We start from the raw sequence: 15,520 nt of genomic DNA, 5'->3' as shown, positions 1-15,520 counted from the left end.
GGTCGAGGGCTCAGCGCCCGGTCATCTTCGGCGCGAAGACCTTGGCGATCAGCCGCGCGAGCAGGTTGAGCACCATGACGATCAGGATCAGGGTCAGCGCGGCCGCCCATGCCCGGGCGACGGACGCGTCCGGCGTCGTGCCCTGGTTCATGTACGAGTTGTACGCGAACACCGGCAGCGTCATCATCGGGCCGTCGAACAGGTTGGTGTTGAGGCTCTGCGTGAAGCCCGCGGTGAGCAGCAGGGGAGCGGTCTCGCCGATGACGCGGGAGATCGCCAGCATGACGCTGGTCATGATGCCCGCGATCGATGTGGGCAGCACGACCTTCACGATCGTCAGCCACTTCGGCACGCCGAGGGCGAAGGAGGCCTCGCGCAGCTCGTTCGGCACGATGCGCAGCATCTCCTCGCTGCCGCGCACGACGACCGGGATCATCAGCACCGCCAGCGCGAGCGAGCCCATGATGCCGAGCGAGACGCCGGGGCCGACGACCAGCGAGAACACCGCGTAGATGAACAGACCGGCGACGATCGACGGGATGCCGGTCATCACGTCCACGAGGAACGTGATGGCGCGCGCGATGCGTCCGCGCCCGTACTCGACGAGGTAGATCGACGTCATCAGGCCGATCGGCACCGCGATCACCGTGGCGCCGAGCGTGATCAGCACGGTGCCCCAGATGGCGTGGACGGCGCCGCCGCCCTCGCCGACGACGTTGCGCATCGTCCAGCTGAAGAAGGTCGGGTCGAAGCGCTGCAGGCCCGCGACGACGACGGTGAACAGCACCGAGACGAGCGGCAGCAGCGCGATCACGAACGCCGTGGAGACGAGGGCCGTCATGAGGCGGTCGACCGCGTGGCGTCGGCTCTCGGCGATGCTCGAGACGACCGTGATGACGACCATGTAGAGCAGCATCCCCGTGAACAGGGCGCCGACGATGTTGAAGTCGGCGACGTCGCCGCCCATGTTGAGGAACGCGAACAGCACGAACGTGACGAACAGGGCGAAGCCGAGCAGCGCCCAGGGGGCCCACCGGGGCAGGCGCCCGGTGGTCAGCGACACCTTCTGCGGGGAGGCGACGGCGGTGGCGGCGGACATCAGTTCGCTCCCGAGAACTCGGCGCGGCGCGAGACGATCCAGCGCGCCACGGCGTTGACCGCGAAGGTCACGATGAACAGGATCAGGCCGGTGGCGATCAGCGTGCTGATGCCGGTGTCATGCGCCTCGGGGAACCGCAGCGCGATGTTGGCGGGGATGGTCGTCGGGTTCGTGGAGGTGAGCAGCTCGAAGGTGACGAGGCCGAGCGGCGAGAGCACCATGGTCACGGCCATCGTCTCGCCGAGCGCGCGGCCGAGCGCGAGCATCGCCGCCGACACCATGCCGCTGCGGGCGAACGGCAGCACCGCCATCTTGATCATCTCCCAGCGCGTGGCGCCGAGCGCCAGCGCGGCCTCCTCGTGCAGCTTCGGGGTCTGCAGGAAGACCTCGCGGCAGATGGCGGTCATGATCGGCAGGATCATCACGGCGAGCACGAGCGAGGCGGTCAGGATGGTCTTGCCGGTGCCGGACGGCTGGCCGCTGAACAGCGGGATCCAGCCGAGGTAGGTGTTCAGCCAGGTGTAGAACGGCACGAGCATCGGCGCGAACGTGAGACCGCCCCAGAGGCCGAAGACGACCGACGGCACCGCGGCGAGCAGGTCGATCACGTAGCCGAGCACCGCGGCGAGGCGGCGCGGCGCGTAGTGCGAGATGAACAGCGCGATGCCGATCGCGATCGGCGTGGCCACGACGAGGGCGATCGCCGCGGCCCAGATGGTGCCGAAGACGAAGGGCCACACGTAGCTCAGGAACGACTCGCCGCGCAGGATGTGGTTGTCCGAGGTGTCGCCGCTGAACGCGGGCAGCGACTGCACGACCAGGAACACGGCGACGGCGGCGAGGGTGATCAGGATGGTGGTGCCCGCGCCGAGCGCGGTGCCTGAGAAGATGCGATCGCCGGGCCGCTGCACGGCCCTTCGCGGCGGCTCCGGTGTGCCCGCGGGCGCGCCGGCGGGGGTGCCGGGCTCCGTCGTGGTCGTGGTCATGCGCTCCCGCTCCTCGGATGCTGGGTCGTGCTCTGTGCGTCTTGTCGGCGACGCGCCGGTGCCCTCGCGCTCAGGATCCCACAGGGGGTCAGCGCGAGGGCACCGTCGCTATCGCTCGGAGATGGTCGATCCGGAGGGGATCAGCCGACCTGGATCGCCTCGAGGGCGGTCGAGATCTGCTCCTGCAGGCCCGACGAGAGCGGGGCGCTGCCCGCGGCCTCGGCGGCGATCTCCTGGCCCTCGGTCGAGGTCACGAAGCCGATGTACTCCTTGACGAGGGTGGCGACCTCCGGGTCCTCGTACTCGGTGCAGGCGATCAGGTAGCTGACCAGGGCGATCGGGTACGAGCCGTCGGGCGCGGCGGCCGCGTCGACCTCGAAGGCGAGGTCGTGGTCCGAGCGGCCCTCGACGAGCGGCGAGGCCTCGACGAGCGCGGCGGCGGCGTCGGCCGAGTACGGCACGTACTCGTCGCCGACCTTCACGGCGGTCTGGCCCAGGCCGTCGGCCTGCGACGCGTCGAGGAAGCCGATGTAGCCGGCGCCGGCCGAGATGGCCTGCTTCACGCCCGAGGTGCCCTGGGCGCCCTCGCCGATGTCCAGCGGCCACTCGTCCGAGGCCTCGTCCGTCCACACGTCGGGCGCGGTCGCCTCGAGGTACGAGGTGAAGGTCTCCTGCGTGCCCGAGGGGTCGGAACGGAAGACGGGGGTGATGGCCTGGTCGGGCAGCTCCACGCCCTCGTTCTGGGAGGCGATGGCGTCGTCGTTCCAGTTGTCGATCTCACCGGAGAAGATGCCGGCGATCGTCGCGGCGTCCAGGTTCAGCGTGTCGACGCCGTCGAGGTTGAACGCGATGGCGACGGGCGAGATGTAGGCGGGCACCTCGACGATGTCGTCGGTGACGCAGGCGCCGAAGCCGCCGGCGGCGATCTCCTCGTCGTTGAACGCGCGGTCCGAGCCGATGAAGTTCGAGTTGGCGGCGCCCGAGATGAAGTTCTCGCGGCCCACGCCCGAGCCGGTCGGGTTGTAGTTGACGGTCACGTCGCCGTTGGCGGTCTGGAACGCGGCGACCCAGGCCTCCTGCGCGCTGCCCTGCGAGGACGCGCCCGTGGCGCTGATGGTGCCGCTGAGCGACGAGCCGCCGTCGGCGGGCGCGCTGCTGTCGCCGTTGCCGGCCGGAGCCTCGTTGGCCGCGCAACCGGCGAGGGCGAAGGCGGCGACGGCACCGAGTGCGGCGATGCGGGTGAAACGAGCGATCTTCACTGTGTATCCGTTTCGATCAGGGATTCAGGGACGTCCCCGCCGGGTCGCAGGGCACATCGTGACCGTAGGAGAGGGCAGTGACGAGACTGCGGTGCGCCGGTGAACAGCAGGTGAACTGCGTGCATCGATCCGCCTGAGCGCTGGGAACGCGCAGGCGTCGCACAGCGGGCTCACACCTTGGGTGCGTGGGTCTCGATCGCGACGATCCCGGATCCGGGATTGGTCGCCGACAGGTGGGCGACGCTGAACGCGCCCGTCTCCAGCGCCGCGGCGTCGGACAGATACGAGCCGCGCAGGGTCCCGGTCGCGAGGGCGAGCTCGGAGAGGATGTCGGGCAGCACGGGACCGTGGCTGCACAGCACCGCCGGCTTGCCGGCGCGCACGCGCCGGCCGACGACGTCCCGCACGTCGGCGGCGCCGTCCTCCCACGCGTCTTGGCTGATCAGGTCGGTCTCGTCGATGCGGCGGCCGAGGGCCTTCGACAGCGGCGCCACCGTCTTGACGCAGCGCACGGCGGTGCTCGAGACGATGCGCCGGACGCCGAACGCGCGCAGCGCGCCGACGATCGCCTTCGCCTGCTCCTTGCCCCGCGGCTGGAGCGGGCGCGCGGCGTCGGGGCCGCTCCACTCGTCGCGCGCGACGGCCTTGCCATGGCGCAGCGCGATCACCGGGAAGGTGTGCAGCACGCCGTCGTCGACGAGCCTCTCGAAGTGCTCGAGGATCTCCACGTCGACCGGGTAGCTGAGCCGCGCGTGCGCCTTCTTGAGGCTCACCCACTCGATCGCGGCGATCTCGGGGCCTGGCACGAACGCGCTCTCTCGGATCGCCGCCTCGGTGGCCTCCGCCGCCCAGTAGTGCACGATCTTCTGCCGGCCGCTCGGCAGACTGTAGTGCGAGACGCCGAGGGGCGCGCCCAGCGCCGTCCGGATGCCGGTCTCCTCGAAGATCTCGCGCACCGCCGTCTCGGCGAGCATCTCGCCGGGATCGACCTTGCCCTTCGGCAGGGTCAGGTCGCGGTACTTGGTCCGGTGGACGAGCAGCACCCGCAGCTTGCCGTCGACGACGCGCCAGACGACCCCTCCCGCGGCATAGACGGCGACCTTCGCCGTCATCGGCTGACGCGCGCCTGACGGCGGCGGCGCACCGCGCTCATCCGGCGGTCCTGCAGGTCGGTGAGCGGCTTGCCGTCCTCGTCGACGCTGTGCCGCGTCCATGTGCCGTTCTCGCCGAGGTGCCACGAGCTCGTCCCCGCGTCCATCGCGACGTCGAACAGCGTCAGCAGCTCGCGGACGTGCTTGGGGGCCACGACGCGCACCAGCGCCTCGACACGGCGGTCGAGGTTGCGGTGCATCATGTCGGCGCTGCCGATGTACACCTCGGGGTCGCCGTCGTTCTCGAACGCGAAGATGCGCGAGTGCTCGAGGTAGCGGCCCAGGATCGACCGCACGGTGATGTTGTCGCTCACCCCCGGCAGGTCGGTGCGCAGCGAGCAGATGCCGCGCACCCACACGTCCACCTTCACGCCCGCGATGCTCGCGCGGTAGAGGGCGTCGATGATCTGCTCGTCGACCATCGAGTTGACCTTGATGCGCACGCTCGCGGGCTTCCCGTCGAGGGCGTGGCGGCGCTCGCGGTCGATCAGCCGGACGAGGCCCTTGCGCAGGTGCAGCGGGGCGACGAGCAGCCGCTTGAACTTCTTCTCGATCGCGTAGCCGCTGAGCTCGTTGAACAGCCTCGTCAGGTCGCGGCCGACCTGCGGATCGGTCGTGAACAGCCCGAAGTCCTCGTACAGGCGGCTCGTCTTGGGGTTGTAGTTGCCGGTGCCGACGTGGCTGTAGTGGCGCAGCTCGCCCTTCTCCTCGCGGATCACCAGCGCCAGCTTGCAGTGCGTCTTGAGGCCCACGAGGCCGTACACCACGTGCACTCCGGCCTTCTCGAGCTTGCGCGCCCACACGATGTTGTTGGCCTCGTCGAACCGGGCCTTCACCTCGACCAGCGCGAGCACCTGCTTGCCGGCCTCGGCCGCGTCGATCAGGGCCTGCACGATCGGGCTGTCGCCCGACGTGCGGTACAGCGTCTGCTTGATCGCGAGCACATGGGGGTCCTTCGCCGCCTGCTCGAGGAAGGCCTGCACGCTGGTCGCGAACGACTCGTAGGGGTGGTGCACGAGCACGTCGCCCTTGCGGATCGCGGCGAACAGGTCGGCGCGCGCCGTGCTCGACTGCTCGGCCGACTGGAAAGCCAGCGCCGTGGTGGGCACGTGCGGGGCGTAGTGCAGCTCGGGGCGGTCGATGCGGGCGAGGCCGAACAGCGCCCGCAGGTCGAGCGGGCCGGGCAGGCGGTAGACCTCCTGCTCGGTGATGTCGAGCTCCTTGATCAGCAGGTCGAGCGTGACGTCGTCCATGTCGTCCGTGATCTCGAGCCGGATCGGCGGCCCGAAGCGGCGCCGCAGCAGCTCGGCCTCGAGCGCCTGGATCAGGTTCTCCGACTCGTCCTCCTCGATCACCACGTCCTCGTTCCGCGTCAGGCGGAACGCGTGGTGGTCGAGCACCTCCATGCCGGGGAAGAGGTCGTCGAGGTGCTCGGCGATGAGCTCCTCGAGCGGCAGGTAACGCACGCTTTCGCCCGTGGAGCCCGCCACCTCGACGAAGCGGGGCAGCATGGGCGGCACCTTGAGCCGCGCGAACTCCTGTCGGCCGGTGCGCGCGTTGCGGATGCGGATGGCGAGGTTGAGCGACAGGCCCGAGATGTAGGGGAACGGGTGCGCCGGGTCGACGGCCAGGGGCATCAGCACCGGGAAGACCTTCGCCTGGAAGTAGTCGTACATCGCCCGGCGCTCGTCGTCGTCGAGGGCCGGCCACCCGACGACCTCGATGCCCGCCTCGGACAGCGCGGGGCGCACGTGCTCGTCCCACGCGGTGGCGTGCCGCAGCTGCAGCGCGTGCGCCTCCTCCGAGATGCCGGCGAGCACCTCGGCCGGCGGGCGTCCCACGTTCGTCGGCACCGCCAGGCCCGTGACGATGCGGCGCTTGAGGCCCGCCACGCGCACCATGAAGAACTCGTCGAGGTTGCTGGCGAAGATCGCGAGGAAGTTCGCCCGCTCGAGAGCGGGGACGGCCGGGTCCTCGGCGAGCTCGAGCACCCGCTGGTTGAACGACAGCCAGCTGAGCTCGCGGTCGAGGTAGCGGTTCTCCGGCAGCTGGGCGTCGGGCGCCTCGACGGCGGCGTCGAAGTCGTCGTCCTCTGCGTCCCCGATGCCGGTGTCCACGATGGCGGAGTCGATCATGGGCCCATCCTGCCACCGGCACGTGACGTGCGCGTGAACAGCCGTCATCGCCGGCCGTCGACCGTCTCCGGGCGGTTCAGGACCCCGAGGTCGTGGGGAGCTGGTCGTCCTCGTAGACGTTGAACCGGTAGCCCACGTTGCGCACCGTGCCGATCAGCTGCTCCAGGTCGCCGAGCTTGGCGCGCAGTCGCCGCACATGGACGTCGACCGTGCGGGTGCCGCCGAAGTAGTCGTAGCCCCACACCTCGCTGAGCAGCTGCTCGCGCGTGAACACCCGCGACGGATGCGTCGCGAAGAAGTGCAGCAGCTGGAACTCCTTGTACGTGAGGTCGAGCGGCTTGCCGTGCACCTTCGCGGAGTAGGACGACTCGTCGATCGTGATGCCGGAGGTCTGGATCCGCGTCGACACCTGCTCGCTGGTCTGACGCCCGATCGCGAGGCGCACGCGGGCGTCCACCTCGGCGGGGCCCGCGGTGACCAGGATCACGTCGTCGACGCCCCAGTCGGTCGACACGGCGGTCAGGCCGCCCTCCGTCACGACGAGGATCAGCGGCGCGTCCAGGCCCGTGGTGTTGAGGATCTTGCAGAGCGACTTGGCGCCGACCAGGTCGATGCGCGCGTCGACGAAGATCACCTCGGCGCTCGGGGCGTTGACGAGCTGCGCCGGCTCCGCGGGGATCTGCCGCACCCGGTGGCTCAGCAGCTCGAGGGCGGGCAGGACGGGCCCTCCGCCAGGGGCGGAGCTCAATACGAGAAGCTGGGCCAAGCGACGTCCTTTCGGGGCGGAGGGGTGGCCGCGCCCTGGGTCGATGCGGTGGGGACGCGCATCGTGGCACCCATCATAAGGTCTGCCGGACCGTCCTCTCGGCGCGCGGTCGCGCACGCCGTCGCGTCGCGCGGCGTAGCGGGGACGTGCCGTGCCGACGCGGCGTTCGACAGATCGGCGGGGAGTCGCCGACAATGGACACGTGACGATCCCCGAGCTCGCCCCCCGGCGCCGATACGGCGGCGTCGCCGCGACCTGGGCGTTCGGGCTCGCCGCGGCGATCGCCATCGGCGTCTTCGTCCCCTTCGCGGCCCGTTTCGGGTGGCTGGGCGTCGCCGGCGGCGCGTGCGTCGTGTTCGCGTTCGTGGCGCAGCTCGTGGACGGGCGGGCCCGCGGATTCGTGTTCCGTGTCGGCGTCGCGGCCGTCGGCGCGCTCGGCATCCTCGGCGCCGTCTCCTTCGCGTTGGCGCTCGCCGCCATCACCGTGGTCTGACGGGATAGACTGGGCTCATGGATCTCGTCGCGCTCGAACTCTTCTTCGTCGGGCTGCTGGGCCTCGCCAGCCTGGCGATCGCCTTCGTCTCCGGCGCGGTCGTCTGGAACCTGTTCCGCGGCCAGCGCTGAGGGAGGGCAGCATGATCGAGCTGCCCACCGACCTCCCCGCCGATCTGGTGCCCCTCTCGTGGCTCATCGGCGTGTGGGAGGGGACCGGCGTGATCGACTATCGCGTGGGCGACGTCCACTACGAGGGCGAGTTCTCGCACCGCGTGAGCTTCAGCCATGACGGCGGGCCGTTCCTCAACTACTCCGCGTCGGCTCAGCTGGCCGCCGCGGACGGCGAGACCGCTCGGCCGCTGAACTCCGAGACCGGCTTCTGGCGGCTGGCCCGCCCGGCGACGGACGCGGAGCCGGGACCGGGGCTGCTGCCCGCGCTCGGCTCGCCCGCGCCGCGGACCGCCGACGACGTCGAGCTGCTGCGCAACGCCGACGACGGCTTCGACCTCGAGGTCTCGCTCGTCCACTCCGACGGCGTGAGCGAGCTCTACCTCGGCCAGGTGAAGGGCCCCCGCATCGACCTCGCGACCGATGCGGTCGTCCGCACCGCCAGCGCGCGCCATTACGCGGCCGCGACCCGTATCTACGGCCTCGTCGACGGCCACCTGCTGTGGGCGTGGGACATCGCGGCGCTGGGGAGCGAGCTCGGCTCTCACGCCTCGGCGCGGCTGGCGAAGGTGGCCTGATGGCCGCCGGTGACGTCAGCCCTCTGTTCGCCGACCGCGCGGGCGCCGTCCTGGGCGACGAGGGCGTCCTGCATTTCGGCGACCCGGTGCGCGAGCAGCGGCGCCTCGCCGTCGGAGGCGCTGTCGTCCCGCGCGACGACCGCGCGGTGATCGAGGTCGCGGGCCCCGACCGGCTGACGTGGCTCGACTCGATCACGTCCCAGGCCGTGTCGACGCTCGCCGCAGGCGAGAGCACCGAGCTGCTGGTGCTCGATCCGCAGGGCCGCGTCGAGCACGCGGCCGGGGTGGTCGACGACGGGGCGTCCACCTGGCTGCTTGTCGACGCCGGAGACGCGGCGGGCCTCGCGAAGTGGCTGACGATGATGCGGTTCCGCTCGCGCGTCGAGGTCGCCGTGCGCGACGACCTCGCGGTGCTGGCGTTCTTCCAGGGCGCCGAGGCGCAGGAGCGCGTGATCGCCGCCGTCGCCGGCCCGAACGGCGTCCCGCTCGTCTGGATCGACCCCTGGCGGCAGGTGACCGCGGGCGGCTGGCAGTACTCCGCCGCCCCCGACCACCCGGGCGCCGACTACGCGTGGGCCGAGGCTGTCGTCGAGCGGGCAGCGCTCGGTGGGCTCGACGACGTGGAGCCCGCGGGGCTGCTGGCCGCGGAGGCGCTGCGGATCGCCGCCTGGCGGCCGCGGTGGAGCCGTGAGGTCGACGAGCGGGCCATCCCGCACGAGTACGACTGGCTGCGCACGGCCGTGCATCTGAACAAGGGCTGCTACCGCGGCCAGGAGACCGTCGCCAAGGTGCACAACCTGGGTCATCCGCCGCGTCGGCTCGCGATGCTGCACCTCGACGGCAGCGACAGCGTGCTTCCGGAGCCGGGCTCTGCCGTGCGGATGAGCGGCGCCGACGACGCGAGCGCGGAGGTCGGCCGCATCAGCAGCAGCGCCCTGCACCACGAGCTCGGCCCGATCGCCCTGGCGGTGCTCGCGCGGAGGGTGCCGGGAGACGCGGCGCTCGAGATCGAGGTCGACGGCACGCGGATCGCGGCGGCGCAGGAGGTCATCGTGCCGGCGGACGCGGGGGCGACCGCCGAGGTGCCCCGCCTCACCCGCCTGTCGCGACGCCCCCTCGCCGAGCCGCCCGCGCGGTGACGGGCGGGCGGGGGATGTCCGACTCGCAGCCGATGACGGAGGCCGTTCCGGTCACCTGGCGCACGCGCTTCTCGCCGCGACCCGGTCTCACCCGCCTGCGGGAGTCGTGGATCGCCGTCGCGCAGATCGTCATCGCCGCGACGTGCGGATACCTGATCGGCCGGCACCTGCTCGGCCACGAGACGCCGATGATCGCCGCGACCGTGGCGATCTCGAGCCTGGGGCTGGCGCGCGACGCGCGGCCCGGCCGCGTGGCGGAGACGGTGGTCGGGATGCTCACGGGCATCCTCGTCTCGGAGGCGTTGCGCTTCGCCCTGGGCAGCGGGTGGTGGCAGCTCGCGGTGGCTCTCGCCGTGACGATGCTGCTGGCCCGCTTCCTGTCGCCCTCGCCGCAGTTCGCGATCGCCGCGGCGATCCAGGCGGCGATCGCGATGATCCTGCCCCTCGCGCCGGTGCCGTTCTCCCGGCTGCTGGACGGCGTGATCGGGGGCGTCCTGGCCGTGGTCGTCACCGCGGTGCTGCCTCGCAACCCCGCCACCGCCGCGATCCGGGACGCCCGTGCCTTCTTCGCGCAGTTCGACGCCGCCGCCGAGCGGCTCGTCGTGGCCGTGCGGCGCGGCGACCGGCTGCGGGCGGAGCGCGGCCTCGAGAAGGCGCGCGGACTGCAGGCGCCGCTCGAGGCCTGGCGCGCGTCGCTCGACTCCGGCCGGTCGATCGCGCGCATCTCGCCGTTCCTGCGCGGCCGCCGGGCCGAGCTCGAGCGGCACGCGCGCATCTTGCAGGCCATGGACCTCGCGATGCGCAACCTGCGCGTGGTCGGCCGGCGCATCGTGTACGTCTGCGAGGACCGCAGCCCGCGGGACGTGCCCGCCGACGCGATGGCCGAGATCGTGCGCGCGGCGACCCTGGTCGGCGCGTCCATCGACGACATCTCGCAGGAGCCGGTCGCGCGCGAGACGCTGCTCGCGATCGCGCGACGGCTCGACCCCGCCGCGATGCTGCCCGGGGCGTCGCTGGGCGAGCAGGCGCTCGTCTCGGCGCTGCGCCCGCTCGTGGTCGACCTGCTGGTCGCGTCCGGCGTTCCTCCCGCCGAGGCGCGAGGCGCGATCCCGCGCATCTGATCCGCGGGCCCGCGCAGCGCGACCGTCCGGTGCGAGACGGCCCTTATCGGCGGTGGGAAGGGCGCTCTCGCACCGCTTCCTGCCTCACGCGGGCCGCACGACGTCCCAGGGGACGGTGAGCTCGCCCAGGCGCCAGCGGCTGCGGCCGCCGATCACGGGGACGCCGCGGTCGCGCAGGGCGGTGACCGCGGCCATCCAGCGCTGGGTCGGGCCGAACGGCGCCAGCGGCGAGGCCCGGTCCCACTCGCGGTCCAGGGCGCTCAGCAGACCGTGCACGCGCTCGCCCGGCACGTTGCGGTGGATGAGCGCCTTCGGCAGTCGCTCGGCCACCACGCTCGGGCGCTCCAGGTCGGTCAGCCGCAGCGAGATCGTGAGCCGCGTCGGGTCGCCCGCGTCGGAGACGTCGATCCAGCTGCAGACGCGCCCGATCTCGTCGCACGTGCCCTCGACCAGCACCCCGCCCGGCGCGAGGCGCCCGGTCATCCGCTGCCACGCCGACGGGACGTCCTGCTCGTCGTACTGGCGCAGCACGTTGAACGCCCGGATCACCGCGGGCCGCCGCCCGCCGTCGACCGGCACCTCGAACCCGCCGCGCGCGAACGACGCGCGGGCATCGGGCGCGAACGCCGTCTCGCCCCGCCTCGTGGCCTCCAGCTGAGCGGTCGCGCGCGCGACGCGGTCGGCGTCGATCTCGAGACCGAGCACCTCGACGTCGTCGCGCACGCGCCGCAGCCGCGCCTCCAGCTCGAGCGTCGTCACGCCGTTCGCGCCGTAGCCGAGGTCGACCACGAGCGGGTCGGCCGCCTGCCGCAGCGGGGGGAGGTGGGCGATCCAGCGGTCGATCCGTCTCAGGCGGTTCGTGCCCGTCGTCCCGCGGGTCGCGCGTCCCTCGGGACCCCGTGCAGCGCGCGCCATGCATCCATTCTCGCGTCTCCGAGACGGCCCGCCGCTCGGTAGGCTGGCGGCATGGCACACACCCTGATCCTGCTGCGACACGGCCAGAGCGAGTGGAACGAGCTCAACCTCTTCACGGGATGGGTCGACGTCCGGCTCACCGAGCTCGGCCGCGGCGAGGCGAAGCGCGGCGGAGAGCTGCTGAAGGAGCAGGGCGTGCTGCCCGACGTGCTCCACACGTCGGTGCTCAGCCGCGCCATCCAGACCGCGAACATCGCGCTCGACGCCGCAGACCGCCTGTGGATCCCGGTCAAGCGCTCGTGGCGCCTCAACGAGCGCCACTACGGCGCGCTGCAGGGCAAGGACAAGGCGCAGACGCTCGCCGAGTTCGGCGAGGAGAAGTTCATGGAGTGGCGTCGGTCGTTCGACGTGCCGCCGCCCGTGATCGACCCCGCCGACGAGTACGCGCAGACCGACGACCCGCGCTACGCGGGCATCGACGGGGACGTCCCGGGTACCGAGTCGCTGAAGCTCGTGATCGACCGCATGCTGCCCTACTGGGAGGACGAGATCGTCCCCGACCTGCAGGCCGGCAAGACCGTCCTCGTGGCGGCCCACGGCAACTCGCTGCGCGGCCTGGTCAAGCACCTCGACGGCATCAGCGACGACGACATCGCCGCCCTCAACATCCCGACCGGCATCCCGCTGGTCTATGAGCTGGGCGACGACCTCAAGCCGCTCGGACCGGGCCGCTACCTCGACCCGGAGGCCGCCGCGGCCGGTGCGGCCGCCGTCGCCTCTCAGGGCAAGAAGTAACGCCGGCCGAATGCGAGGAGCCCCCGTCCGGATCTTCCGGGCGGGGGCTCCTCGCGTCGCGGGACGCGGTCAGACCGGCAGGTCGGTCACCGGGTCGTCGGCGGCCCAGTCGCCCGTGCCGAGATAGATGACCTTCTTGGCGATCGACACCGCGTGGTCGGCGAAGCGCTCGTGGTAGCGGCTCGCGAGCGTCGCGTCGACGGTCGCGCCGGCCTCGCCCTGCCAGCTGTCGCTGAGCACCTTCTCGAACACGCTGGCGTGCAGCTCGTCCACGTCGTCGTCGCTGTTGCGGATGTGGTCGGCGATCTTCAGGTCCTGCGTGCGCAGCAGCTCGGTGAGCGTGCGGGCGATCTGCACGTCGAGCTCGCCCATCTTCGTGAACGTGCCCTTGAGGCCCTTGGGGATCGCGCGCTCCGGGTAGCGGGTGCGGGCGAGCTGGGCGATGTGCTCGGCCATGTCGCCCATCCGCTCGAGCGATGCGCTCACGCGCAGCGCGGTGACGACGATGCGCAGGTCGCGGGCGACCGGCTGCTGCATAGCCAGGATCTCGATCGCCAGCTCGTCCAGCGCGACCGCGCGCTCGTCGATGAGCTTGTCATCGGCGATGACCTCCTCGGCGAGGGCCACGTCGCTCGTGCTGAACGACCGGGTGGCCTTGTCGATGGCGACCGTGACGAGCTCGGCGATCTCGACGAGGCGGGTCTGCACATCCTCGAGTGACTGGTGGAAGACTTCGCGCATCGGTGACCTTTCGTCTGTGTCGCGGAGGGGCGTGCGACATCGGAGGCCGTCTGCACGCTCTCCGCGATTCTCGTCAGCGCAGGTGAACGAACGGTGCCGCACCGGTGAACAGTCGGCGACGCGTCCCGCTCGGGATGCGGATCGGTCCGACCCTCCGTTCTCCTTGACTTTACTCTGGTGTCATGGACACGACGCAGCTCGCGCTGCTCGCCCTGCTGCTGGGGGCGATCATCGGGGCTGGAGCGTCCCTCATCGTCTTCGCGGCCCTGCGGTCTCGGGAGCGCGCCGAGCGCGAGGCGGACGGCACGGTGCCCGACGGTGTGACGGCGGTGCTCGACGCGATGGACGACGCGGCGGCCGTGGTCGACGCCTCGGGCCTGGTGCTGGCGACGTCCCCCTCCGCGCCGTGGCTCGGCATCGAGGCGGGGGCGAACCTCGAGCACGTCGGCCTGCGCGACCTGGTGCGCGCGGCGCGGGCGGGGACGACCGAGACCGAGAACCTGCGCCTGGTGCGGGGCAGGATGTCCGCCGACTCCCGGCTGGTCGCCGCGCGCGCGACGCGCGTCAGCGAGCGGCACACGCTGCTCATCGTGCGGGACCTCTCGGAGCAGGAGCGCCTGGAGCAGATGCGCCACGACTTCATCGCCAACACCAGCCACGAGCTCAAGACGCCCGTCGGCGCCGTCACCCTGCTCGCCGAGGCGATCGAGCTCGCCGCCGACGACGCTGCGCAGGTGCGCTCGTTCACCGCCCGGCTGTCGGCGGAGGCGGACAGGCTGGGGCGCCTCACGGGACGCATCATGAACCTCTCGCGGCTGCAGGCGGCCGACGAGCTGACCTCGGTGGGCGACGTGGCGATCGACGAGGTCGTCGCCTCCGCCATCGAGGCGCACGCGGTGCAGGCCGACTCCGCCGGGGTCGAGCTGGTGCGCGGGGGAGACCGCGGCCTCTACGTGCGCGGCGACACGCAGATCCTCAAGGAGGCCGTCGGCAACCTCATCGCGAACGCGATCGCGTACTCGCCTCGCGGATCCCGGGTGGGCGTGGGCGTGCGATCGGTCGAGGGCGTCGTCGAGCTCGCCGTGACGGACCAGGGAATCGGCATCGCCGAGTCGGACCAGCAGCGCGTGTTCGAGCGCTTCTACCGAGCGGACCAGGCGCGCTCTCGCCGGACGGGCGGCTCGGGCCTCGGGCTGTCGATCGTCAAGCACGCCGTCTCACGACACGGCGGCGAGGTCCGGCTGTGGTCGCAGCCCGACCGCGGCTCGACGTTCACCGTCCGCCTGCCCCTCAGCGACCCACCCGTGATCGAAACCCCCGTCAAGAAGAAGAAGCGGAGGCCCGCGACCGTCGTCGCCGGCGCCGACGCGAAGAAAGGCCTCCAATGACGCGTGTTCTCCTGGTCGAGGACGAGCCCGACCTCGCCGAGCCCCTCGCCTACCTGTTGCGTCGTGAGGGCTACGAGGTCGAGATCGCCGAGGACGGCCCTGCGGCCCTCGCCGCCTACCGCGAGCAGGGCGCAGACCTGATCCTGCTCGACCTGATGCTGCCCGGCATGCCGGGCACCGAGGTCTGCCGACAGGTGCGTGCCACGTCGAGTGTCCCGATCATCATGCTGACGGCGAAGGACTCGGAGGTCGACATCGTCGTGGGGCTCGAGCTCGGCGCCGACGACTACGTCACCAAGCCGTACTCCGCGCGCGAGCTGCTGGCGCGGATACGCGCCGTGCTGCGACGCACGGCCGACGCCGAGGCCGAGCTGGACGAGCGGGTCCTCGAGGGCGGACGTGTGACGCTCGACGTCGACCGTCACACGGTGGCCGTCGACGGCCAGCAGATCAACATGCCTCTCAAGGAGTTCGAGCTGCTCGAGGTCCTGATGCGGAACGCCGGGCGCGTGCTCACTCGCGGTCAGCTGATCGACCGCGTGTGGGGGAGCGACTACTTCGGCGACACCAAGACGCTCGACGTGCACATCAAGCGCATCCGCTCGCGGATCGAGCAGGTGCCGAGCGAGCCGGTCATGCTCGTGACCGTGCGGGGGCTGGGCTACCGCTTCGAGGGCTGACGCCTCGACGCCGCGCATCCGACGAACGCGGAAGGGCGGGGGGGGGGGGGGGGGGCGCCCGCGAGCCCCGGGTGGGGGTGGGGGGGGGGGGGGGGAACCCTGCA

15 protein-coding genes are annotated in these 15,520 nt (G+C 71.8%); 7 read left to right on the top strand and 8 right to left on the bottom strand.

Going from position 1 to position 15,520, the window contains the following annotated elements:
• Positions 1 to 10: 10 nt before the first annotated feature.
• The 6 genes from pstA to K5S26_RS10650 form a co-directional block, all read right to left on the bottom strand.
• Positions 11 to 1,099 carry a phosphate ABC transporter permease PstA gene (gene pstA / locus K5S26_RS10675; RefSeq protein WP_221857959.1) on the bottom strand — a complete coding sequence of 363 codons (1,089 nt, stop codon included), beginning with the start codon at positions 1,097 to 1,099 and terminating at the stop codon, positions 11 to 13.
• Complete coding sequence (pstC, locus tag K5S26_RS10670; RefSeq protein WP_221857958.1) at positions 1,099 to 2,085, bottom strand: phosphate ABC transporter permease subunit PstC; 987 nt, start codon at positions 2,083 to 2,085, stop codon at positions 1,099 to 1,101. Before pstC ends, pstA begins: the two co-directional genes overlap by 1 nt.
• A 140-nt stretch (positions 2,086 to 2,225) precedes the next feature.
• A complete protein-coding gene (locus tag K5S26_RS10665; RefSeq protein WP_221857957.1) occupies positions 2,226 to 3,344 on the bottom strand; it encodes a phosphate ABC transporter substrate-binding protein PstS in 1,119 nt (372 codons plus the stop codon).
• A 170-nt stretch (positions 3,345 to 3,514) separates the two neighbouring features.
• Positions 3,515 to 4,456, bottom strand: a complete 942-nt coding sequence (locus tag K5S26_RS10660) for an NUDIX hydrolase (protein ID WP_221857956.1) — start codon at positions 4,454 to 4,456, stop codon at positions 3,515 to 3,517.
• Positions 4,453 to 6,630, bottom strand: coding sequence for an RNA degradosome polyphosphate kinase (locus K5S26_RS10655; protein ID WP_221857955.1), 2,178 nt, complete (start codon positions 6,628 to 6,630; stop codon positions 4,453 to 4,455). Before K5S26_RS10655 ends, K5S26_RS10660 begins: the two co-directional genes overlap by 4 nt.
• A gap of 76 nt (positions 6,631 to 6,706) precedes the next feature.
• Positions 6,707 to 7,396, bottom strand: coding sequence for a winged helix-turn-helix transcriptional regulator (locus tag K5S26_RS10650; protein ID WP_221857954.1), 690 nt, complete (start codon positions 7,394 to 7,396; stop codon positions 6,707 to 6,709).
• Between the two features lie 202 nt (positions 7,397 to 7,598).
• On the opposite strand from K5S26_RS10650, the gene K5S26_RS10645 reads away from it, so the two are divergent.
• The 4 genes from K5S26_RS10645 to K5S26_RS10630 all read left to right on the top strand — a co-directional run bounded on the left by K5S26_RS10645 (position 7,599) and on the right by K5S26_RS10630 (position 10,897).
• Positions 7,599 to 7,889, top strand: coding sequence for a hypothetical protein (locus K5S26_RS10645; RefSeq protein WP_221857953.1), 291 nt, complete (start codon positions 7,599 to 7,601; stop codon positions 7,887 to 7,889).
• Positions 7,890 to 8,031: 142 nt separating this feature from the next.
• Positions 8,032 to 8,637 (top strand): nitrobindin family protein, encoded by a 606-nt coding sequence (locus tag K5S26_RS10640; protein WP_221857952.1) that lies wholly within the window; start codon positions 8,032 to 8,034, stop codon positions 8,635 to 8,637.
• Complete coding sequence (gene ygfZ / locus K5S26_RS10635) at positions 8,637 to 9,776, top strand: CAF17-like 4Fe-4S cluster assembly/insertion protein YgfZ (protein WP_221857951.1); 1,140 nt, start codon at positions 8,637 to 8,639, stop codon at positions 9,774 to 9,776. The genes K5S26_RS10640 and ygfZ overlap by 1 nt, the downstream gene beginning before the upstream one ends.
• Before the next feature lie 14 nt (positions 9,777 to 9,790).
• The gene (locus tag K5S26_RS10630; RefSeq protein ID WP_221857950.1) at positions 9,791 to 10,897 is read left to right on the top strand and encodes an FUSC family protein; all 1,107 of its coding nucleotides are present in this window, start codon (positions 9,791 to 9,793) and stop codon (positions 10,895 to 10,897) included.
• A gap of 84 nt (positions 10,898 to 10,981) precedes the next feature.
• Here K5S26_RS10630 and K5S26_RS10625 read toward each other — a convergent pair whose 3' ends face one another.
• Positions 10,982 to 11,812, bottom strand: coding sequence for a class I SAM-dependent methyltransferase (locus K5S26_RS10625; RefSeq protein WP_221857949.1), 831 nt, complete (start codon positions 11,810 to 11,812; stop codon positions 10,982 to 10,984).
• Positions 11,813 to 11,863: 51 nt separating this feature from the next.
• Here K5S26_RS10625 and K5S26_RS10620 point away from each other — a divergent pair, with 51 nt between their 5' ends.
• On the top strand, positions 11,864 to 12,607 hold the full coding sequence (locus K5S26_RS10620) for a phosphoglyceromutase (protein ID WP_221857948.1): 744 nt from the start codon (positions 11,864 to 11,866) through the stop codon (positions 12,605 to 12,607).
• 69 nt (positions 12,608 to 12,676) lie between these two features.
• Here the strand turns inward: K5S26_RS10620 and phoU are convergent, their stop codons facing one another.
• Positions 12,677 to 13,348, bottom strand: a complete 672-nt coding sequence (phoU, locus tag K5S26_RS10615) for a phosphate signaling complex protein PhoU (protein ID WP_221857947.1) — start codon at positions 13,346 to 13,348, stop codon at positions 12,677 to 12,679.
• 182 nt (positions 13,349 to 13,530) lie between these two features.
• Here phoU and K5S26_RS10610 point away from each other — a divergent pair, with 182 nt between their 5' ends.
• Both K5S26_RS10610 and K5S26_RS10605 read left to right on the top strand, forming a co-directional pair.
• Positions 13,531 to 14,736 carry a sensor histidine kinase gene (locus K5S26_RS10610; protein WP_221857946.1) on the top strand — a complete coding sequence of 402 codons (1,206 nt, stop codon included), beginning with the start codon at positions 13,531 to 13,533 and terminating at the stop codon, positions 14,734 to 14,736.
• Entirely contained in the window at positions 14,733 to 15,416 is a 684-nt protein-coding gene (locus K5S26_RS10605) for a response regulator (protein WP_221857945.1), read from the top strand. The genes K5S26_RS10610 and K5S26_RS10605 overlap by 4 nt, the downstream gene beginning before the upstream one ends.
• Positions 15,417 to 15,520 lie beyond the last annotated feature (104 nt).

The organism is Microbacterium marinilacus (assembly GCF_019753765.1).
Lineage (GTDB): Bacteria > Actinomycetota > Actinomycetes > Actinomycetales > Microbacteriaceae > Microbacterium > Microbacterium marinilacus.
Note: the sequence above shows the minus strand (reverse complement) of the source record. Positions and strands in the feature narration are given on the sequence as shown.